Genomic DNA, 21,633 nt, shown 5'->3' on the forward strand with positions numbered 1-21,633 from the left:
CCCTTATAATTAAGGGGCATGTTAATGGATGGTAAATAGTGATAAGTAAAAAAGAAAATGCATTCCTAAGTATATTGGGTTTTGTAATCTCGATTGTTATTGTTAATAACTCATCTTTATTAGTTTATTCTTATGGAACTCACGTCATAGATGCGATTATAAGCTTATTAACATTTTGGGGTTTACGAAACCTATTGCTTATATGTCTTAAACTTTACAAGAATTATTAAAGAGTTTGTGAATTTTATTTTTGACAAGATAAGTAATCACCCAATTTTTAAGAGAAAAAATGATTGGCAATAAGAAACAGAAAAAAATGGCACTACATTGCTTTTCATTGTTTGCATTGATGCTTATCATAACAGGCATTCCTCTATTTTATCCTAATAGAAATCTATTGATTAGTCATGGGTTATTCTATCCATTCCTTTTTATATTAGAGTTTATGATAATTGTGCCACTTTATTTTTACCGATTTAAAAAGTTACCAGGATTTGGCCTTGGAAATTTTAGTTTTTCACAATTAATAGTGTACTCCATAGCGATACTGTGCATTCAGTTAGGTTATCCTTTTCTACTAGGTCAAGATAAATTAATCGGAATGAGTAATCAACCTCAACTTTTCCCTAGATATGTTTACTGGTTAACACAATTAACTTTGATTTTCATGGTGCCATTGTATGAGGAAATATCTTTTAGGGGTGGCTTATTTAGCGCATTACAAATATGGATTAAAAATCCATATTTTGCATCATGTGTTACATCAATAACATTTTCACTACTCCATACACAATATACTGATATAAACTCAATGGTTATTCTTTTTTTCATATCATTAATATTGGTTTCCGCAAGAAGGAAAACTAATGGTTTGTTATTACCTATAACATTACATATGTTAATGAATAGTGCTGCAGTTTTAGTTTAGTTTCCGTGGCAAAGCAAAAGTTGGGGGTTTAAAGCCCAACCGCACGAGATCGTACGCTGAGCGTATTTTTCTGAGCAATTCAGATGAGTAAAGAGAAGAAGCATTTTGTTTACTCTTTCGTTGATCCCTGTAGCCAAGCGTTTTTCGTCACTTCCAGAGTTAATAAACCCGGTAATAAAACTACATAAATATTACCGACCATGCTAGGGATTTATAGAATTATAATCATATAGTAACGATCTTAGCGTACGTTTCCGCTCCATTAGCATTCAAACCCGACGTTAGCTCCGGCAGAACGGTTAATTTATCTGGGGTGAGAGTTTCAGCACTCATGATGCCCTTGGTGTTACTTTGACAGCTCTGTGCCAAGAAGCTGGCTTTTTAGTGACATGCTTCAAGAATATTTTAGCAACGACGATACGTGAAACTACTGGTAGTAACCTTAATTTAAGGATAAGAGATAACTACTTCGAAAATATGGAACATTTGCATAACCTTGTTAAGGTTATGCAAATTGACATGGTTGATTAGGAATCAATGGCAAGTTGTGTTTTGCTTCAGCATCCTGTTTCCTTTTTTTTGGCCTCAAATCAAGCCCCACGGATACAATCTCTGCTAAGCCTGCAAAAAATTTTAGTGCCACGTGTTAGTCAATTTCCGTTATTTCTTTATGTATTTTTTCTGTCTTTTTAAGTCAGCAATAACATATCTGAATCGATCTGGTAGAGATATAGAAATATCTTTCAGTCGGGGGGGAGTGGGAAGGATGTTAATTTTTAGATGTTCATCCGGCACGAGTAAATGCCTTCTGTTCGCTCCTATTAGACATTAAGCCTCCTTACATTTGATTACGCTACGTGAATTCCGCTGAGTGTCCGCTACGGTTACCATAAAACGTAAAAAATCGGCTCGGCATACCCAAAAGACACCATACCCAGCATAGCTAAATTTGCTTAAAGACACTACCTAAATGACACCAACCATTGTGATATAACCTTAATGACACATTGAGGGGTAAATATGTATATTTTCGGTTATCTTCGTGCTTCAACAAAAAGCCAGGATGCTAAACGGGCACAAAAGCGGATGAAATCATTTGCTGAAGATAACGGCTACCGAATTGCCGCCTGGTACATCGAGAATGAGTCCGGTGCCTCGCTTCAAAGACCCGAACTCATGCGGATGCTGGATGAGGCAGATAAAGGTGACGTCATCCTGATTGAACAGGTCGATCGGTTATCCCGCTTATCAGAGGATGACTGGGATGCGCTGAAAACAATCATTACCGCGAAGCAGGTGGCTGTCGTGAGCTTAGATTTACCCACCAGCCAAATGGCATTAACCGATAAGAGCGGAAGTGATTTTCAGGGGGCTATGCTCCGGGCTATCAACGGCATGATGTTAGACATGTTGGCCGCGATATCACGTAAAGACTATGAAGACCGCCGTCACCGGCAACGTGAGGGGATTGATAAAGCCAAGGCCGAGGGGAAGTTTCTCGGCCGCAGGGCTGACGAAGATTTGCATAGGGTGATCATGACGCTAAGAAAGAACGGCAGTAGCCTAGCTGACGTTTCACGAATTAGCGGCGCATCGTTGAGCACGGTTAACCGGGTCTGTAAAAAACTTCTTAAAGAGGCTGAGTAAATGCTTTTAACGCAGGTGGAGGCGGTTCCTGGCTACTTTGAAAGAATGTCCCCCTTCAACATGGATGTGCTGAAATGCGTGGCCCTGGCCGCCATGCTTATCGACCATATGAATGACATTCTGTTGTCGCCCTCGAGCTTACCGCTCTACGCCGTTGGTCGCATGGCCATGCCGCTGTTTGCACTTATCTTCGCGTTCAACATGGCGAAACAGCCGGGCCGTGCCCAGGAACTGGCGAATCGTCAATGGAAGTGGGCGGTCATTACACAGCCTTACTTTGCCTTTGCCTTTTACGGACATCAGCCCTGGTACGCGTTGAACATTTTGTTTGTCTTTGCGGTATGCAGCCAGCTGGTCGCGTGGGTCTATCCCCGGACGCAGTATTGCTGGATGAAAAGCATTGTGCTTATCGCAGTCTTCGTATGGCCGCTCTCACTGGCCAGCTATGGGTTAGCAGGCATTGCCTTTGTGTTGATCTCAGTTCTGATGTTCGCCAGCGTCACGCCAGGAACGTCAGTATTACTTCTTTGGCTTTTATCACTGTTCAGTTTAAATGCCGCATCTTTAATGGCTGCATCACTGCTCAACGTGGTCGTGTTCGCCATCATTCCCACGCTGTGTTTACCGCTTTTTATGCTGACTTTAACGGATAACATCCAAAGGTCAGAAAAACGCTTTTTACCTCGGCAAACGTTCTACTGGTTGTACTGCGGCCACCTTCTGATATTAGGCATAGTTTCAGTGTTAATCAGAGCTGGGATTAGGTGATAAAAATCCAAACGGATGCCGGAATGAGTCAACGTTGCCGCGTTGGCCCGACTCGCAGGCAATCACGGCCACTCAATGGCGAACCGGCGGGGAGCAGGTCAAAAGTAACAGCGTCATTTGAATTGTAAGGAATAGAAGTAAGAGTTAAAATGGTACCACTTTGATATCAATATAATGCTGAGACGGTGCCATGATTATACTTATTGGGAGCCAAAAAGGGGGCTGCGGAAAATCCACCACCGCGGCAAATATCTGTGCCGAGCTCGCCAGACAGGGTAAGGACGTCATGCTGGTCGACGCCGACCGTCAGGGCACGGCCTCTAACTGGATCAGCGACCGGAACCAGAACGCCTCCCTCACAAAAATCCACAGCATTCAGAAGTTCGACAACATCCATGAAACGCTCTCAGACCTGAGCAAACGCTATGAGTATGTCGTGGTGGATTCCGCAGGGCGCGACAGTCGGGAACTGCGCACCGGTATGAGCGCCGCCGACGTGCTGATCGTCCCTTTTCGTCCCTCGCAACCCGATCAGGATACGCTGCCCGCACTGCAGGACATCATTACGATGGCGTTAGATCTCAATCCCAAACTTCGGGTCAAAGCGCTGCTGACCATGGCGCCGACCAACCCGATCGTGAATGAGACTCAGGATGCAAAAACCTATCTGACGGATTATCCGGTGCTCCAGCTGGTGAATACCATCATTCGGGACCGTAAAATCTACCGCGACTGCATGTCAGAAGGTAAGGGCGTGGTGGAGATGGACAACGGCAAAGCACGCGGTGAGATCCAATGTCTGGTACAGGAGATTGTGAAATGGTAAAACGCAGAGAACGGGCGGCACAAACAGCCGATGCCGATAAAATTGAGGCTTTTGCCGCGCTCGCAGAAAGCATGCCGGCGCAGAAACTCAGCCTGCCCAAAGATGCCAAGCGAGACTATAAAGCTATCCGGGTACCCTTTAATGAGTTTGAGTTTACCCAGCTGGAGTCACTGTGTGAGAAAACCCAGCGCTCAAAGCTCAATATGATCCGCCATGCGTTATCCTTCTACGCCGAAAATGGGCTGGGTGAATAACGCTAAAAAGACACTAATTTAGTACCAATAAGGAGCTTTTATAGTATTTAAAAGGCTCCTTAATTATCATTCATTCTTCACTGGATCAGAACAAACCCAGCCAGGCTTATCTCTCCTTTTATATCCTTCCCCACGTTCATCCTTGCACTTCTTTGAAAGAATGTGTGACCAATCAAAAAATATGTATGCCGAAATAGTACCAATAAGGAACCTTATTTGTGCCTTAACGGTGTTATTTTTGCATCAAAAAGGCACTTGAAACATGCGTTTCTTTCAGCAAGCTAACGGCCTGGGACTCAGGCATGCTGAAGGTGATCTGTTGACTGGCCGCAATATCTAACGCAAACACCCGCGTATACACTTCCGTACTTTCCGCTTTCTCATGGCCGAGCAGTGCCTGCAGCACCTTCAGCGGCGTATGCTGATAGCAGTGGTGCATGGCGTAGCTGTGCCGGAAGACGTGCGGCGTGACCGGTACCGAAAACGTCACGCCGTCACGTCTTGCCTCATCGACAGCCCGGGTTAGCCAGTTTCGCACGGTTCTGTCGGTGGCCGTCCAGATGGGGAGCGGACGACGTTCGCCGGTCTGCGCATCGGTCTCAATCCTTTCGCGCGTACTGGCAAACAGCCGGCGCAGCTCGTCCACAAACCCCGGATCGGATAAAGGCACCACGCGGTTGGCTGATTTTCCCTTGGCCGGACGGCCGGTGCCGGCGCGGCGCTGCTTGGCGGTGCGGATCACCACGTGCGGGTAATCGCCGTTAAGCCGGAAGTCGCGCCTTTTCAACGCCAGCACTTCATTGATCCGCCCGCCGGTATTCCACAACGTGGAGACCAGGGCGTGCTGTGACCAGTCGGGCAAGTAGTGGAGCAGGGCGCTGACCTCCGGCAATAAAAGGTATCGTGGCAGGTCGGCATAGGCCATGGCCATCTGGCGGAGAGCCAGCGCGCGCCGGTGATCTTCCGGACGCACCATTAACATCGGGCGACGCTCCGGTCCCGGCAGCGTGGTCAACTCAGTCATCGGTCATCTTCCCCTTCAAACAGAACCGCAAATTTCATCACGTTTGGCCAAAAACGGCCGAGATCGCGCTACGTAAAAAATAGCGGACTCACCCCCTGACCGCTTTTCAGAATTCACACAGCGCGATCTTCGCAAAATTGTCCGCCGGCGGCGGCTAAGGTGGTCATTTTCGCCCAGCGGCGGGGCGGATACCACGGCAAAAACTCGTGGGCGCTTCCGGTCATACTTTCCGACTTATGGAATTATGCCATAAAACGGAATCAAATAATTTGGCGTGTTGTGCAGCCAGGATCCAAAAAGGATCCTTTTGGCACTGTATCTAGTGGATGGTTACGGATATGAATACCACATAGTGGGGTTTAGGCCATAATCCCACCCGGCGGTCGCGGTTGCCGGTAATGGCAGAAAACGGAATGCGATGGGTCCGGGGGTGACAAGCGGTTAGATTTCGCAGAAGAGGGAGACTGCTTCGGGAAGTGGGATTTTCTCGTCATTGCACAGGCTGAGTTTAGCTACGTGAATTCTGAAAACTTTCGTGGGGTATAAGGCTCAATTTTTTAATCTCCGCAATCTGCGTCGCAGAGCCGGCTTTCGGGGGCTATTATCCTGTGATTAAACACCGTGTGCCGAAAATTCGCGTCGCGATCGAGTGGAATAAATACCAAAATGGCGATCTGCCGTTTTGGGGAGTTTTCGGCTATACGGGAAAAAGCCCAACGTGCGGGGGAGGGGATAGGGCGGTCGGGAACGCCCCCGTTTCCGCCGCCTTACCGCACCAGACGGTATGCAAGCCCCTGATACATTTACAATTATACCAGAGTGTTCGCGCTGCGGGCGAGTTTAGGATGAGTCTTTATCCGCTGGTTATTTTGCGCTTAACCTGCTGACGCACATAGAGAAAAAGCCGATACGGGGTGACTGAGTAAAAAGTTGGGCAGTCTACGGGTAACCACAAAATTTATAAGGAGGCTACGTCCACCGGTGTGCAACAGGAGTCCGGGATATGAACCAGTGGCATTAGCAGAATAGCGAAGTTATGCGGTACTCGGGCTTACCGCTCAAGATGTTACAAGGGCTGATGGGGCACAAAAATATGAAGTCGACTGAGGTCTCTATGCGGATATTGGATATCGTTGCTCTTCACCGGATGTGTTGCAGCCACTCATTATTGTCGTAATTAATGAATAGCGGTTTAAATCGAAGAATAAACGGGTTAAGTACGATGACGGCAAAAATATAAAGGAGTTGAACGTATATCGTGTATTCTCTCTGAAGAAGGGGGGTTAAATGTTTGCTATTACAGTATTGTAATTTTCCGTTAATTTATATAACTAGCAGGCCGAAAAAAATGCCTGTATTAATATTTTTCAGTAGAGAAATGAAATAATAAATTTATTATACCTGCATTCGCAGCATTAACATCAGACTTTATACGTAATTTTTAAAATCATCTCACTACCATATGTTTGTTACATTTAATGAGTGCGAACTCATAGTTTTACTTCCTCCCTCAAAAACAAATTCATTTAACACTGATGCAAGTGATTTGAGATTAGTAAAATATTCGCCTCCGTCACCATGTCGTTCAAGACAATATCTCACCCTGTCTAATACAAATTTAGCATCCCAGGAATCAATGTATGTCCCCTCAATGCTATTGATATAATGAATCAACTCGCTTATCTCAACGAAACCGTATTTTTTAAGAGTGTTAATACATTCGCTTTTTTTAAGCATTGAAGCGTTATCTTTCGTTGAAAAATAATTTATTTTCATCTGATACCCTCAAAATATTGTATGACTCACTGTAACATTACCCTCCAATGTTGTGGTTATATATAGTGCAACGTCGATTTTTTATAGATTAATGCACTATAATTAACTATTAAATAGATTTATATTTCATATCTACGCGAGTCTTAATGTGTTTTACATTAACTGAAAAGTGGTTAGCACGATGATGTTCAAGGAAAAGTCCCACGCCATGAACATTGACTGAGCTGATGGTTACCCTTCTTGTACACCCGTTATAAGCGGCACAAGTTACTTTAAAATTAAGTCCGGTGATAAAAGTCGTGCAAAATCGTTCCTATCTCACAGGTAGAAACAGGAGCATTTTCATAAGATTAAGAAACTGGATAAGCATGGTCAGGACGCTGAGGTTGCCCCAAGCGAAAATGACGACAACAACTCGTCCTGACCTACAAAAAACTGCGCGAAAGATTAATGTGATGCGATCTGCAACCCCATGTGACGTCAGTGAATACTCTGACGGGTTACGTGGACACGATCGATTTTCATGATCACCTTAATTTTTGTTTGTTGGCATTGTTTAAAGTTATCGCTCCAGCAATGCTTGAACTGTCTGAGTAAAGCCGTCGACATAGCCTTCGGGAGTAGAAGCAGTAATACCGCCATTATTAATTTGATATGTGCCTTTTACGTAAAATGTTGGTGTTCCTCTGACTGAGTATTTTTCCATCGCAGAGTTTTGACGGGCAATAAATTCTTTTACCATAATACTTTGGCGCGCATTTTCGTACACAGCAGCATCAATTCCTCTTTCGGAAAAAACATCTTTAATATCAGAAACGCTGGTTATTTTTTTATTGTGCACTGCTTCGAACAATGGTTTCTCAATATCATCTGTTTTACCCATCACCGTGGCAATGGCCCAGGCCTCTGTCAGCTCATTTCCTAGTGGCCCCATGACACTGACGTGATATTTGATAACAGTTTCACCGTTCGGAAGGATCTTATTAATCCCGTCTGCGACGGGATAGTTTTCGACAAACTGATAACAAGGGTTGCAATAGAATGAGAAAAACTCTATCACTTTCGGCTGTGAATGAATGGGATTTGCTAACGTAGAGTATTCTTTTCCTTCCTGAGGGATGGACTGATTTTTCGCAGTATTAGTTTGAGCATAACCGTGAAAACATAAAGTTAACAACATCAGAGTTGCGAATTTATTAAAAAGAGACATTCTATAATTCCGTCATTTTGTTAGTGGTCAATATGGACTGAGTGATAAATTATCGTGCTGTAATTAATATTTTTATAAATTATTTCCTATCATGCCGTTAGAGAGTAGCCACTTGTGTAAATCAGTGATGCTATTGAGTTGTAAATTGCGCATTGCAGCTCGCTTATGGCTGCTAACTGTTTTTCTATCAATCCTTAAGCGTTTTGAAATCTCGTATAAACTCATTCCGGATGAAATATAGCCTATCACTTCCCATTGTCGGGGGGTAAGTGCGAAGAAGGGGTTTTCTTGGTTTTCTTCACTCTCTGTTTCTGCATGCCTGTCCAAAGTCGTATGCATTACTTGATCTAATAGCGACGACAAGCTGTTGTCGCACTGATGGCGATAGAATACTAACGCCATGTTATCAGTAACCAGATTAGGCATCTCTTGTGACTTCAGTTGTATAACTTTGCGATTTTCTAACAACCCCATCGGCATTACTTTGTTGGGACAATAGGAAGCCCAAAATATCAGGTCCGCCAGGGGGTATTGCAAAGGCAAGCTGAGGAATAGCACCTCAGTATTACGGGCATTAAAATACTTACGGATGGCTTGCTGAAGCCCGGCAACAAAAAACTGGTCCGTATCAACAATAAGTATTTTCAACTTCCGGGTCATAATGGCGCCTCCTGAAGAGGATCAATATCCTGGTTTATAAAGCGCGAATCGTCAGGGAAAAGTGCGTGAGCTTCCAGCTGTAAACGACTGTGTGTCAATGCATCCTGCTTATATTGCGCAATGGTTATCCAGGAGGCATAAACATTTTTATCGATACGTCGGGAAAGGTAACCGCGGCTCCACTGGACATAACCATCAAGCAGGCGATGGTCACCCGTTTGATTAAAAGTCAGCAATGCGTGAGTTTGCTGGTCATAGTGCCAGCGCTCGGTGTTAACCCAGGGATCAAACTTCATAACACGTCGGGCAGATTCGATATCTGTTAAGCCGTCGCGTTCAGCGGTGGTTAAAACCAGATTTCCATAAAGTCCGATCATCGTCATAACGAAGACCGCGAAGGAAATCGCGGGGATCGTAGTGGCTAAGAGTGCAGAAGTTCTAAGGTTAAGTGTGGAACATTTATTGAGCCTGTTGATCTTGCGATCCAACGTAGCCAGTAACAGTAAAAATATCGTCCAATGCGCAGCGGAAAGGCTAAATGGATATTCCGTTTGTGTATGTAAAGCGATAGGCAGCATCACAATACAAAGTGCCGTTGCATCACCTGCAGAGTATGTGAATTGGCGATGTTTGGTACGGTCGCACTTTACCGCCGATTTGACCAGATATAGTGCGCAAGCCACTAACAACAGCATACCTGCCAACGCCACCAGGCCTCCTTCTACCCACCAAAGCAACAGCTCATTGTGCGGATGCCGTGCAATCTCAACAACATGTGTGTATAGACTTTGCGCCAATCGAAAATGTTGAAAGCTGTATTCAAACCCCCCATAACCCCAGCCTGCCAGAGGCTTTTCACCAATCATTGCCAGTGTATCGCGGTACATGGTGTACCTTGCATGGTTTGAACCCGCATGGCTTACATACTCCAAACCATGCACAACACTTAATCCATGAAACAGTGTTAATACCCCTATCAGTATGCCCAGGGACATCAAACAAACAGCCCATATTGCACGCTGGCGGTGAAGGGGGTGTAAACGTATCAAAAACAGCAGGGCAACAGCGGTACCACCAATCCAGCCAATACGTGATTGTAACCACACCAGTAGAGCAGGGAATAAGAGTAAGGTTAACCCCAAACATCCGGAGCGCAAGCGTTCAAACCTTATGTTGCTGCAGGAATAGAGAGGCAGCAGAAAGAGCATTAGTGCTAATGCCAATCCTGTAGCGATAAAGCTGGCCAGAACATTAACCTGCTGAAACACCCCTGATGGTCGGCCACTGAGCATTGGGTAACGAATAATCTCAGGAATGATGTCGGGTAAGGTGAACTGCAGCAGAGCGATCAAGGCCTGTAATGTGACTGCTGACAGAATAGTGTAATACAGCAAGGTGTTGCCGAAGCGCGGTGCTTTGTACTGCAATAAGGATGTATAGAACATCCACCCACCAAACAATGCTAACCAACGTGCCATCGCCGCATTACGCCATGAGGGTGGCGTATAGAGCAAAGGGATAGCCAAAATTATGATGGCAAGTAACGCCCAGCGGGCAGTTGCGGTGAGCCTGATTTTTTTACCTGCCGGCAGGGTCAACCAAATGCAAGTCACAATCAGTGCCATGATGGTCCAGGAAATAATATTTTGCGGCAATTTCATGCCGCTTCCCCCCATGTTTTGCAGATAAATCGGGTTAAGAAAAATCAACCATATCAACAGTAGCATTAAGGGTAATGTCGCCAAACCAAACTGGTCGCGCAGGGATAAAATGCGCTTCGCAAAATACATTATTTCACCTGATTTTTTCGTCCCAGCCAACTATTAGCCGGAGATTAGTATTAATATTGTGTTAAAAGCATGTTATATAATTAACTTATAAGTTAAGGAATATAGTTTGAATGTGGGAGTAAAAAGTTGTTATGCAGAGTAGCTTCATGTTTATATATAGGAATACATATCAATTGGCTTAGCGATTAACTATTGCTTAGTTTCAGATTTAGTCCCTGCTGATGCATTTACGTGGAAATCATATGCTCCGGCATAACATTCAAATATATGATAAATATGTGTTTTATCCATTTATCTTCAAACGAAAACGAGGATAAGCTCACATGGTCTGTTCAAGATAGCTTCATGGTAATCATATCGTGTTTTGCGCTTTTCTGGTTAAATAAATCGATACCTTCTTTTATGTGGTTGATTATTCTGTGTTGGGTGGTTTTTGTGGTGTTATAATCTTTCGTTATTATTTTATTTTTCAGGCTCTGGGCTTTAAATTCAAAGTTTATCCAAATCAATTTTAATACTATTCAGAGAGTGCTGAGTTTTGCAATAATATGCTCCAGCACATGATTGTTGAATTATGAAAATCTCTTGTTGCCAATTATCCTGCACATTTACAGGTGTGCTTCTGATGCTGATGTTTGTCATCAGATCAAATTAAGTGAATGTTATTCTGCGAGGGAGTTATTGCCTTAAGAAAAAGGTACTTTCGGAATATGTCATTATTTGTGTGTAGGGAAATCAGAATGCTGCATTTTAGGTATTAAGGTGCACTTTTATTATTATTATCTTTAAGGAATACAGAATGAAACTGAACAAAATTGTACTAGGTCTGTCTTTTGCAATGAGTATTGCTTCTTTCGCTAACGCAGCCGACCAGGGACATGGCACTGTAACCTTCACCGGTTCTATTATTGATGCACCATGCTCTATCGATCCAGACACCATTGATCAAACCGTTAACCTGGGTCAGGTATCTAACGTTGCACTGTTGGATAAAGGAGCGTCCGCACCTAAGTACTTCGAAATCCGCCTGGAAAATTGCAGCATTCTCGAAGATAAAGCGAATACTGTGACTGCTACATTTAGCGGGGCTACAGGTGGTACCGATGGAATGTTGGGTATGACGGGTACTGCAGCGGGTGCGAGCATCGCCATGGCCGATATGTCCGGTAAATTGATTAAACTGGGTACGGCAACGGCTGCTCAGGCGGTATCAGTCGGTAACAATACCTTGGGCTTTACAGCCTATTTGCAGGGTGACGGTGCTTCTGAGGGTATCACCCCAGGTGACTTCAAGAGCGTAGCCAACTTCACGCTGGCATATCAGTAATCGCGTTTCTGTGCATGCATGTGGGATTTTCCCACATGCATTTTTATCCGCTGCCATTATCGAGCAAGTTTATGTCCATAAAAATAGGCGTTTTGCCGCTCATTTTGCTAGTGAACATATGCATCGTGAACCCGGTACAGTCAAACCAGTCGCAAGGCTGGGGCCAGGTTAATATGGTCGGGGCGATTATTGAAACAGCCTGCGCGATAGATACGTTCAGCCGTGATCAAACGATTAATATGGGTAGCTTGCCGATTAGCTATATTGCCCGTGATGGGCAGGGTTTGATAAAACCCTTCTCCATAAGGCTGGTAAATTGTGTATTGGCGCGACAGGATACATCTTTACCGGATTTCCGCCATTTTCAAATTAGTTTCGATGGTTCCGCAGATGCAGGCTTATTTGGTATTGATGGGGCAGCGAAAGGTGTTTCCCTACAGTTGACCGACAGCCAGGGGAATATTGCCATGCCAGGAGTTCCACTACCGGCTGGTCAAATTTCCGCTAAAGAAATGTTATTGAATTACTCTCTGCGGCTCGTGAGTAATCATCAATTATTACGTGCGGGCGAATACACCTCAACGGTAAAATTCAAATTGGATTACTACTGAATCAGTAGAGTAGCTTGACCATGATTATTATTTTTAAGTAGTGATACAGGGTTAATTTAGGCGTAGACATTATTTGAAATAATAGAGTTAACGCCTGATGGAATCATATAAAAGGTCTGAAAATGATGGCGTTATATTATTTTAAGGCATTACCTTCGCGTCCGCACATTCTGTTTTTGGTTATCAGCTATATCATCAGCGGAGCAATGGTATCTGCTCAGGCAGCTGAATTTAGTTTTAATACCGACGTTTTAGATATTAACGACCGCAGCAATATCGATTTAGATCAGTTTTCCCGTAGCGGTTACATTATGCCGGGTGATTACGTCATGTCGGTGCATATTAATAAACAAGAGCTGTTAGAGCAGCCCGTGACATTCTTTGTGCCCGAAAACGACCCAAAAGGCAGTGAAGCCTGTATTACACCGGAACTCGTTGAGCAATTTGGTTTAAAGCCGGACATGAAGGCAAAACTGGCATGGTGGCATCAGGGGCAGTGTCTGGTGGTTAACAGTCTAGAGGGCGCGACTGCCAAGGGCGATTTAGGGGCGGCCAAGCTGTACCTTAATATTCCGCAGGCTTATCTGGAATATGCTTCGAATGATTGGGACCCACCTTCACGCTGGGACAACGGTATTCCGGGGTTGCTGCTCGACTATAGTGTTAATACTCAGTCCCAACGGCAGCATCAGAGTGGAACGCAAAGCTATAACCTCAGCGGCAACGGTACCGTCGGTGCCAACATGGGTGCGTGGCGCCTGCGTGCCGACTGGCAAACTCGGGTGGATCACCAGACTGGCTCTGGGCAGCCGACACAGAATAACTGGGACTGGAGCCGTTATTACGCTTACCGGGCTATCCCGCAGCTGGGTGCCAAACTGACGATGGGGGAGAACTTCCTCACCTCCGATATTTTTGACAGCTTCCGTTTTGCCGGAGCCAGCCTGACCAGCGATGACAACATGCTGCCGCCGAACTTACGTGGCTATGCGCCGGAAGTAACCGGCATCGCCAAAACCAATGCGAAGGTTGTTATCAGCCAGCAGGGGCGTGTATTGCAGGAAACCCAAGTTGCCGCCGGGCCGTTCCGCATTCAGGACATTAACGACGCGGTAAGCGGCCAACTGGACATCCGGGTGGAAGAGCAGGACGGCAGCGTGCAGGAGTTCAAGATGGACACCGCCAGCGTGCCGTACCTGACGCGCCCTGGCTCAGTGCGCTACAAGGTGGCGACCGGTCGACCAGCGGATTGGCAGCACAGTACTAACGGCCCACTGTTTACCACCGGTGAGTTCTCTTGGGGCGTGAGCAACGGTTGGTCGTTGTATGGCGGCGGCGTTGCCGGTGGGGATTATAACGCGCTGGCACTGGGGATTGGTCGGGATCTGATGATACTGGGGGCGCTGTCGTTTGACGCTACAGAATCGCGAGCTAAGCTGGCCTCAGAGGATGAAACCTTGTCAGGCGGTTCTTACCGCGTGAGTTATTCGAAGCAGTTTGACGACTACGACAGCCAGGTGACCTTTGCTGGTTACCGCTTCTCGCAGCAGAACTACATGAGTATGAGCGAGTATCTGGATGCGCGTACCTACGGCACGCGCTCGCAGAACAGCAAGGAGATGTACACCATCACCTTTAACCAGCAGTTCCGAGATTTAGGGATGAGCGCCTACCTGAACTATAACCACCAGACCTATTGGGACCGGCCGGCAAACGATCGCTATAACCTGACGCTGTCGCGTTATTTTGATATTGGTCGCTTCAGGAACCTGAGCCTGTCGATGACGGCGTATCGCAATAAATATAACGGTCTTAATGACGACGGCATGTACCTGACGCTGTCGATGCCGTGGGGTAACAACGGTTCAGTCAGCTATAGCGGCAGTTGGGATCGTAAGGATAACAGTCACCGGGCCAGTTATTACGATCGGGTTAACGATCACGATACCTATCAAGTCAGTTCCGGGTTTTCTCGCAGTGGCACAATGGCGAGCGGCTATTACAGCCATCAAGGGGATACAGCTCAAATTAACACCAATGCCAGCTACCAAGAAGGGCGCTATACCTCGATTGGTGCGTCATTCCAGGGCGGTGCAACAGCTACGCTGGATGGGGCAGCACTGCACCGCTCAGGCAGTATGGGGGGCACCCGAATGATGTTGGATACCGATGGCGTAGCAGGTATCCCTATCCACGGTTATGGCGCGACGACCGAATCCAACCGCTTCGGCAAGGCAGTGGTGTCGGATGTGAGCAGTTATCACCGCAACCGAGTGAGTATCGATCTGAACAAACTGCCAGATAATGCCGAAGTCACGCGCTCGGTAGTGCAGGCCACCCTGACCGAAGGGGCGATTGGTTACCGTAAATTTGAAGTGATTGCCGGTGAGAAGGCGATGGCAGTGATCCGCCTGGCCGATGGATCTACGCCGCCGTTTGGCGCAAGCGTGCTCAACAAGAAAAAGCAGGATGTGGGCATCGTTAACGACGGTGGCAACGTTTACCTGAGTGGTATTAATGCCGGTGAAGCGATGACCGTGCACTGGGGCGGAATTGCCCAGTGTGAACTGGTTCTGCCTGATAAGCTTTCGAACAGCAGCGAAACGGACCTATTGTTGCCGTGCCGCCGGTTAATTGAACAAGAAGAGAGCTAACCCATTTTGGCAGGGAGTGCCTATGACACACGTGAGTAACCGCGACCGAATCCTATTTGAATGAGAGCCACTGAAATGACATTGAAAATGAAAACACCCTTGATCGCCGGCGCGGTGTTATGCGTCCTGATGGCGCAATCGGCCTTTGCCGCCATTGCACTAGACCGTACCCGGGTGATTTATGATGGCAGCCAGAAGTCGCTTAGCCTGAACGTCAGCAATGAGAACAAACAACTGCCTTATCTTGCCCAGGGCTGGATTGAGGATGCAAAAGGTAACAAGATCACCACCCCGTTGACAGTATTGCCGCCGGTGCAACGGATTGAGCCGGGAGCGAAAAGCCAGGTGAAAGTGCAAGGTTTGCCGGCAGCCAATTTATTGGCGCAGGACCGGGAGTCACTGTTTTATTTTAACCTGCGCGAGATCCCGCCGCGTACCGATAAGCCTAATACCCTGCAGATAGCGCTGCAGACGCGTATCAAGCTGTTCTATCGTCCTAAAGCACTGATGATAACTACAGGGGACCAGCCATGGCAGGAAAAGATTACTCTGAGCAAAGAGGGTGACAGCTATGTGGTGAATAACCCGACGCCGTATTTTGTCACTCTGGTAGACGGTAGCAGTACAGTAAAAGGCGAGTCGGTAAAAGGCTTTGAACCGCTGATGGTTGAACCTAAAGGCAAGGGAACACTTAAGGCCAGTGCCGGCACGTTGGGCAACAGCCCGGTGCTAACTTACATCAATGACTACGGTGGCCGCCCGCAGCTTAAATTCAGTTGTAGTGGCAGCAGCTGCCAGGCCACCCCAGTTAAAGACAGCCACTGACAGTAATGCGGGTTAATGCGGAGAAGGAGCGATACATGCAACACAAACAATGGAAAAACAGCCTTTTTCGGCTTTCACGCCAGGAATGGCCCTCCCGGTTAACCCAGGCCGCAGTTGTGATGATGGTGCCGCTGACAATTGGCGTTTTTTTTTCGCTGCTTCCCGCAGCGCACTCTGCGGGTAACTGGGACGTTGACGGTGCAAATGGCGTATTGCGCGTACATGGCGCATTAACTGAAAGCGCTTGCCGGTTGGATATGGTCTCTGCCTGGCAGGATATCGACCTGGGAGAGACAGGCACAGGGCGACTGCGAGAAGTTGGGGCTCATGGTGCTCCGTTAGGTGTGCAGTTGACACTGAAGGATTGCCTGCCGGGACCGGCCCGAAACCGGGATAGCCATAGCGGCAACCTGCTGTGGAGCGAAAGTCAGCCTGCGGTTACCGTCAGTTTTATAGGTACTGCGGATGCGGATAACCCACAGCTCGTTAAGGTGCAGGGGGCCGGCGGGTTGGCATTGCGGTTGACCGATCCCCAGGGCCGCGATGTGCGCCTTGGCAGCCGGGGCGCGCCTTTGTTGCTGACCCCGGGGCAAAATACACTGACCTACACTGTGACGCCGGAACGTACGAGGACCGCATTACAGGCCGGTGCTTATTGGGCACAGTTGAATTTTCATCTGAGTTATGACTGAGGCGCGGCCATGAATGGAACAACGATGAGAAGGATTAAGACCGCCGTTTTGCTTTGCGGGCTACAGGTCGTATTACCGCATATAGCGGTGGGGGCCAATACTGCCATCATCACCGTGAAGGTGACTGTGGTTGCCCCGCCACCCTGTGTAATTAACGGTGACCAGCCAATCGAAGTGGATTTTGGTGAGGTAGTGACGACCCGGGTGGATGGCTACAACTATATGCGAGAGGTGCCTTACAGCGTGCAATGCGGTGGAGCTTCCTCCAATGACATGGTGATGCAGATACAAGGTATAGGCGCCGCTTTTGGCACCAATGTGTTGGATACCAACCAGGACAATTTAGGTATCGCGTTGCTTAACAATGGCGAACCCCTGCCGCTCAACAGCGATATCAAGTTTACCTACCCCAGCCTACCGGTATTGAAGGCAGTGCCGGTGAAATCCCCCAACAGTACCCTGACCGCCGGAGTGTTTTCGGCGGGGGCGACGATGAAGGTGGATTACCAGTGAAACGGAGCCACCAGATGATGCGATGTTTAATGTTGGGTCTGCTGCTGGCATGCAGCCATTCGCTGTGTGCAGCAGAAAACATGCTGTTTAGAGGCACCCTGATTGAGCCGCCCCCCTGCACCATTAATGATAGCGGCATAGTGGATGTCGATTTTGGCGAACGGGTGGGGATCAACAAAGTGGATGGAGTTAATTATCTGAAGGCCATGGATTACCGAATTACTTGTGAACCGGGTGTGAGCGGGCTGGATATGACCTTAACCCTGAGTGGGCTACAAACCGGCTATGACAATGCTGCGGTACAAACCGACCTAGCAGATTTAGGTATCCGGGTGCTGCAAAACGGCAAGCCATTTACCTTGAACACGCCGTTGGGTATTGATCCTAAAAACCCGCCAGCACTGGAGGCGGTGCCGGTCAAGACCCCGGGTGCTACTTTAAAGGCAGAGGCTTTTGCGGCGACGGCAACGCTAAAAGCGGAATACCAGTAACAGGGGGTAATAGATGAGACGAAATCGCAAAGGTTACCGACGTGCAAGATGGTTGGGCATTGCGGGGCTGGCTTTGTTACCGAGCTTTGCTTCCTTAGGTGCCGACAACGTTCTTTTTCACGGTGCCCTGGTAGCGGAACCTTGTGTGATACCGCCAGGTGAGGAGACCTTGCAGCTGGATTTTGGCACGGTGATCGACAAATACCTGTACCTGAATCAGCGCACCCAAGGGCAACAGTTCGAATTACACCTGACGGAATGCGATCTGAGCCTGGGTAGCACAGTGCGGGTGACGTTCAGCGGTAATGAAAACCCGCATTTACCTGGTTTATTAGCCTTGGACGGTACTAGCCAGGCTAGCGGCATTGCGATAGGCATGGAAACCCCACAAGGCAAACCGCTACCCTTAAACCAGGTCGGGCAGAAATACTCTTTGGCCAAGGACAATAACTTGATTGCCTTTAATGCCTACGTGCAGGGTGAACCCGAAGCGATAGCGAACGAAACAATTGAGCGCGGGCCGTTCAGCGCGGTGGCGACCTTCAGCCTGGAGTATGAGTAACGCTGAGGCCGACTGGCATGCGGCTTATCAGTGGTTATGCGTGCGGCGACGGCACGCACCGCCGAATGCGGATGTCTGGCATTTACGCTATCACTGGCAGCATTGGGGAGATGCGTTGTTTGGTAGCGTGCTTGCCGGGCGCTATCGTCTAACCCCGATGCAGGTACACCGTCGCTTTGGTCGGACCTGGGTGCAATGGAGTGCGCAAGATGCGCTGGTGTTGAAATGGGTAGCAATGCAGGTAGCGAGCCTTTTACCCACCCATGCACGTTGCGCCCATGTGAAAGGGCATGGTGGTGGCCGGCGATCGGTGCAAGAGGTTGGGCAGGCGCTTGGTCGGGGGGAATACGCCTTTGTCTACCGTACGGATATCCGAGGTTACTACCGGCATATCCGTAAAGTACAGGTATTATCGCAGGTTAAGAACTGTGTCGATGACCCGGTATTGATCGAGCTAATACGTCAATATCTATATTACAGCGTCGAAGATTCGGGCGAGTTTCATACGCCGAAACACGGTATTTGCCGGGGCTGTGCATTAAGCCCGTTGATCGGAGCCAGTCTATTGCACCATGTGGACGTGTATTTCGCGGCCCAGGAAGGGACTTTTTATGCACGGTATATGGATGATTTTGTGCTGTTTACCCGTTCGCGCTGGCAACTGCGGCGGTCGGTTAAACGGCTTCATGAATTTTTTAATCTGGATGGTTTTGAAACCCACCCGGATAAAACCCAAATCGGGAGAATTGAGTATGGTTTTGACTGGCTGGGAATATGGTTTGCCCGTGAGGGGCCCCGGATAGCACCGAGGGCACAAGAAAATCATCGGGCACGTGTCGCGCGGCTTTATGAGCAGGCCAGACATCGGGGACTGTCGAAGACAGAAGCTGATGCACAGGTGCATGAGTACGAAGCCCGATGGATGTTATGGGCAAACTATCACTTAAAAGCTGCCGGATGAATCTCCGGGGCCATAGCATGCCCCTCCACCATCCGAAGTCCTTTCCCGCAACGAGAACCACATGAATATACGACATGCCGTGACCGCCGCGCTATATCTCCTCGCCGCCCCCGCACCCGGCGCTGAATGGCCTACCGTCGTGGGACTGAAAATCGAACGGTGCACCGTCAACGGGGGAGGGGTCCCATGCTCCCACGACGTTTACTACTCCGCGGAATCCACCATACGCGTACCGGCCCCCGACATCACCTCCCCGTCCGTGGGGACGGAAGTTCACGTACTGGGGATACACTGCGCCCAGGGCTCCCCCGGGGCATTCCAATCCTGCTCGTGGATCCGGGATGGGGGTGGTCACGCCCCGCTGATATCCGGTGCGTGCCGAACCACCACCGCCACTGGGTTTACCCTGACGACCGACTCCACGTGCGGCATCCTCGGTGGGGAGTATGGGGCCCACAGCGGCGCTCCGCCAGGCGCTGAATGCGCCATCTTCGCAAAGTACGATCAGTTCGTCCCGAAAGGGACCGTGTACACACCGTGGGGCGAACTGACCGCATTGCAAGTCGCGAACTCCTACAATCAATACTGTGCGAAGCCGACTGCTCCCGGCGTAAGTTGCTCCATCAGTGTTGGGAACGGCGGTGTACTGGACCACGGCACCGTCCCGCCGACCGCGGTGGATGAACGCGGCGTTGATGCGGTTATAACGTGCGGGGACAACCCCCAGACCACCTTCCTCGGGGGACCTGAGCTCGACATCGCCCCCGGGATTCGCGCGTCACTCGGCATACAACACGTGGGCGACGGGGCCTACTACATATCGTCGGTCATGCATGCAGCCAACGCCGCCCCTGGGGCATACAGCGCCTCAACCGTGCTGATTGTGGAACCGCAATAAGGGCCCATTGCCCACCTCGTGGCGGGCAATAACCCAGCCCGGAGGTGGGCAATGGGCGCGCAGTCCGCGACATCGCACCCTGAACGTGCGTACTGCCCTTGGACACATGTACAAGGTGATAAACCTTTTACTGCGAAATGCCCCCCGACGGGAGAACGACGAGTTTTTTCCCCTGAGTTCTAATACGGCGCTGCCACCCTCTTGGGTCTCAATCTTGCCTTGCTGTACGATGCGAACGGGGAGTCCGGTGGCGCGCACCACAGGTTCGTCAGGCCCGGTGCGTGATATCGCGGCTCTAGACCCATTCCCGCTAACGGACTGGAGGCTGAGCAACCGCCCATCCTGGAATGGATGTGCATATCCGCAAAATTGAACACGAAAGAAATCATTTGATAAGAATAGTGCCGCACTCTTAAACGAATCCTTGTTTGTTTGTGTGGCGTCATACTAGCCGTATGTGCGCCAATGGTTCGAAATCGTCATGATAATAACCCGGCACAATACATTCTGCGGATAGTTCCAATTCTGGATTACTTAATAGGGGGAATTGCGGTGGGGAACCGCCTAAAATTTATAAGATACGCACAGAGACACACTAATTCCACGTCGCCAGCTCCCATCCCCATATCTTGTTCACAATGTGCCACGCACGTTTGCTGGTTTCTTTCACCCGGTAAGTGCGACATGCTGTCCCTAATGGAGTTGTCCTTGCCAAACAATGTGTACAAAAATGCGACACAACATGGACTCCCACTAGGGGGCGGGTTGGGGGAATACAGAGAGACTCGAAATAAGAGATGACAGAAGCTGATCGACAGATAACAAATGAAGGGAACTATGTTCTTCGATGCTTTCTGATACAACCAAAGCCATTATGTATTGTACTACATCTACGGACTCGGATACTGCTCTATTACACAACGGGGTGAGTTCTATACGTAGGGTGGGGAGGGACGCTATATTAGAGCCTAATCAGGAGCTGGGAAGTGAAGAATCAGAAGCCAGAATCTTATCTACAGCATACGCTGGCGATAACTGATATGACATTGGACCAAAAATCTACAGGCCTGAATAATCTTTACCTCCTCATATAGATAAAAAAATATTGCTGACACTTGGAAATACCCTTCCGGACAGTTTTTCTGTGAAACAGAATGGAATAATAGCCAGGCTGCGTTGAACATAATCAACTCTGCCAGCATCCTCAAAGGTATAT

The 21,633-nt window shown here is 48.2% G+C and carries 19 protein-coding genes; 14 read left to right on the forward strand and 5 right to left on the reverse strand.

Translation table 11 applies throughout. The annotated features are described in order from the left end of the window. Window positions 1-289: 289 nt before the first annotated feature. From J1779_RS01015 to J1779_RS01035, 5 genes are all read left to right on the forward strand, one after another. Window positions 290-928: a CPBP family intramembrane glutamic endopeptidase gene (locus J1779_RS01015; RefSeq protein ID WP_217202618.1), complete on the forward strand. Its 639-nt coding sequence runs from the start codon at window positions 290-292 to the stop codon at window positions 926-928. Window positions 929-1,948: 1,020 nt separating this feature from the next. After that, the gene (locus J1779_RS01020) at window positions 1,949-2,575 is read left to right on the forward strand and encodes a recombinase family protein (protein ID WP_217202619.1); all 627 of its coding nucleotides are present in this window, start codon (window positions 1,949-1,951) and stop codon (window positions 2,573-2,575) included. Next, on the forward strand, window positions 2,576-3,343 hold the full coding sequence (locus tag J1779_RS01025) for a TraX family protein (protein WP_217202620.1): 768 nt from the start codon (window positions 2,576-2,578) through the stop codon (window positions 3,341-3,343). A gap of 190 nt (window positions 3,344-3,533) precedes the next feature. Next, on the forward strand, window positions 3,534-4,169 hold the full coding sequence (locus J1779_RS01030; RefSeq protein WP_217202621.1) for an AAA family ATPase: 636 nt from the start codon (window positions 3,534-3,536) through the stop codon (window positions 4,167-4,169). Next, a complete protein-coding gene (locus tag J1779_RS01035) occupies window positions 4,163-4,423 on the forward strand; it encodes a ribbon-helix-helix domain-containing protein (RefSeq protein ID WP_217202622.1) in 261 nt (86 codons plus the stop codon). The genes J1779_RS01030 and J1779_RS01035 overlap by 7 nt, the downstream gene beginning before the upstream one ends. Before the next feature lie 232 nt (window positions 4,424-4,655). Here J1779_RS01035 and J1779_RS01040 read toward each other — a convergent pair whose 3' ends face one another. The 5 genes from J1779_RS01040 to J1779_RS01060 all read right to left on the reverse strand — a co-directional run bounded on the left by J1779_RS01040 (window position 4,656) and on the right by J1779_RS01060 (window position 10,883). Further along, on the reverse strand, window positions 4,656-5,447 hold the full coding sequence (locus J1779_RS01040) for a tyrosine-type recombinase/integrase (protein ID WP_217202623.1): 792 nt from the start codon (window positions 5,445-5,447) through the stop codon (window positions 4,656-4,658). 1,455 nt (window positions 5,448-6,902) lie between these two features. Then, a complete protein-coding gene (locus J1779_RS01045) occupies window positions 6,903-7,223 on the reverse strand; it encodes a hypothetical protein (protein ID WP_217202624.1) in 321 nt (106 codons plus the stop codon). 562 nt (window positions 7,224-7,785) lie between these two features. Beyond that, the gene (locus J1779_RS01050; RefSeq protein WP_217202625.1) at window positions 7,786-8,433 is read right to left on the reverse strand and encodes a DsbA family protein; all 648 of its coding nucleotides are present in this window, start codon (window positions 8,431-8,433) and stop codon (window positions 7,786-7,788) included. 72 nt (window positions 8,434-8,505) lie between these two features. Then, window positions 8,506-9,093: a helix-turn-helix transcriptional regulator gene (locus J1779_RS01055; RefSeq protein WP_217202626.1), complete on the reverse strand. Its 588-nt coding sequence runs from the start codon at window positions 9,091-9,093 to the stop codon at window positions 8,506-8,508. Continuing rightward, window positions 9,090-10,883: a PglL family O-oligosaccharyltransferase gene (locus tag J1779_RS01060; RefSeq protein WP_238485008.1), complete on the reverse strand. Its 1,794-nt coding sequence runs from the start codon at window positions 10,881-10,883 to the stop codon at window positions 9,090-9,092. Before J1779_RS01060 ends, J1779_RS01055 begins: the two co-directional genes overlap by 4 nt. Window positions 10,884-11,682: 799 nt before the next feature. On the opposite strand from J1779_RS01060, the gene J1779_RS01065 reads away from it, so the two are divergent. The 9 genes from J1779_RS01065 to J1779_RS01105 all read left to right on the forward strand — a co-directional run bounded on the left by J1779_RS01065 (window position 11,683) and on the right by J1779_RS01105 (window position 19,519). After that, window positions 11,683-12,210, forward strand: a complete 528-nt coding sequence (locus tag J1779_RS01065; protein ID WP_217202627.1) for a fimbrial protein — start codon at window positions 11,683-11,685, stop codon at window positions 12,208-12,210. A 35-nt stretch (window positions 12,211-12,245) separates the two neighbouring features. Continuing rightward, window positions 12,246-12,821, forward strand: a complete 576-nt coding sequence (locus tag J1779_RS01070; RefSeq protein WP_238485009.1) for a fimbrial protein — start codon at window positions 12,246-12,248, stop codon at window positions 12,819-12,821. 125 nt (window positions 12,822-12,946) lie between these two features. Beyond that, complete coding sequence (locus J1779_RS01075; RefSeq protein WP_217202635.1) at window positions 12,947-15,475, forward strand: outer membrane usher protein; 2,529 nt, start codon at window positions 12,947-12,949, stop codon at window positions 15,473-15,475. An 87-nt stretch (window positions 15,476-15,562) separates the two neighbouring features. Next, a complete protein-coding gene (locus J1779_RS01080) occupies window positions 15,563-16,300 on the forward strand; it encodes a fimbria/pilus periplasmic chaperone (RefSeq protein ID WP_274388792.1) in 738 nt (245 codons plus the stop codon). A 35-nt stretch (window positions 16,301-16,335) separates the two neighbouring features. Beyond that, the gene (locus J1779_RS01085; protein ID WP_217202629.1) at window positions 16,336-16,992 is read left to right on the forward strand and encodes a fimbrial protein; all 657 of its coding nucleotides are present in this window, start codon (window positions 16,336-16,338) and stop codon (window positions 16,990-16,992) included. 9 nt (window positions 16,993-17,001) lie between these two features. Beyond that, on the forward strand, window positions 17,002-17,505 hold the full coding sequence (locus tag J1779_RS01090) for a fimbrial protein (RefSeq protein ID WP_238485010.1): 504 nt from the start codon (window positions 17,002-17,004) through the stop codon (window positions 17,503-17,505). A gap of 14 nt (window positions 17,506-17,519) precedes the next feature. After that, the gene (locus J1779_RS01095) at window positions 17,520-17,996 is read left to right on the forward strand and encodes a fimbrial protein (RefSeq protein ID WP_217202630.1); all 477 of its coding nucleotides are present in this window, start codon (window positions 17,520-17,522) and stop codon (window positions 17,994-17,996) included. Window positions 17,997-18,009: 13 nt separating this feature from the next. After that, window positions 18,010-18,558, forward strand: coding sequence for a fimbrial protein (locus J1779_RS01100; protein ID WP_217202631.1), 549 nt, complete (start codon window positions 18,010-18,012; stop codon window positions 18,556-18,558). Continuing rightward, entirely contained in the window at window positions 18,551-19,519 is a 969-nt protein-coding gene (locus J1779_RS01105) for a reverse transcriptase domain-containing protein (protein ID WP_217202632.1), read from the forward strand. Before J1779_RS01100 ends, J1779_RS01105 begins: the two co-directional genes overlap by 8 nt. The last annotated feature ends 2,114 nt before the right edge of the window (window positions 19,520-21,633 follow it).

Origin of the sequence: Rahnella rivi (assembly GCF_019049655.1) — a bacterium.
GTDB classification, from domain to species: Bacteria; Pseudomonadota; Gammaproteobacteria; order Enterobacterales; family Enterobacteriaceae; genus Rahnella; species Rahnella rivi.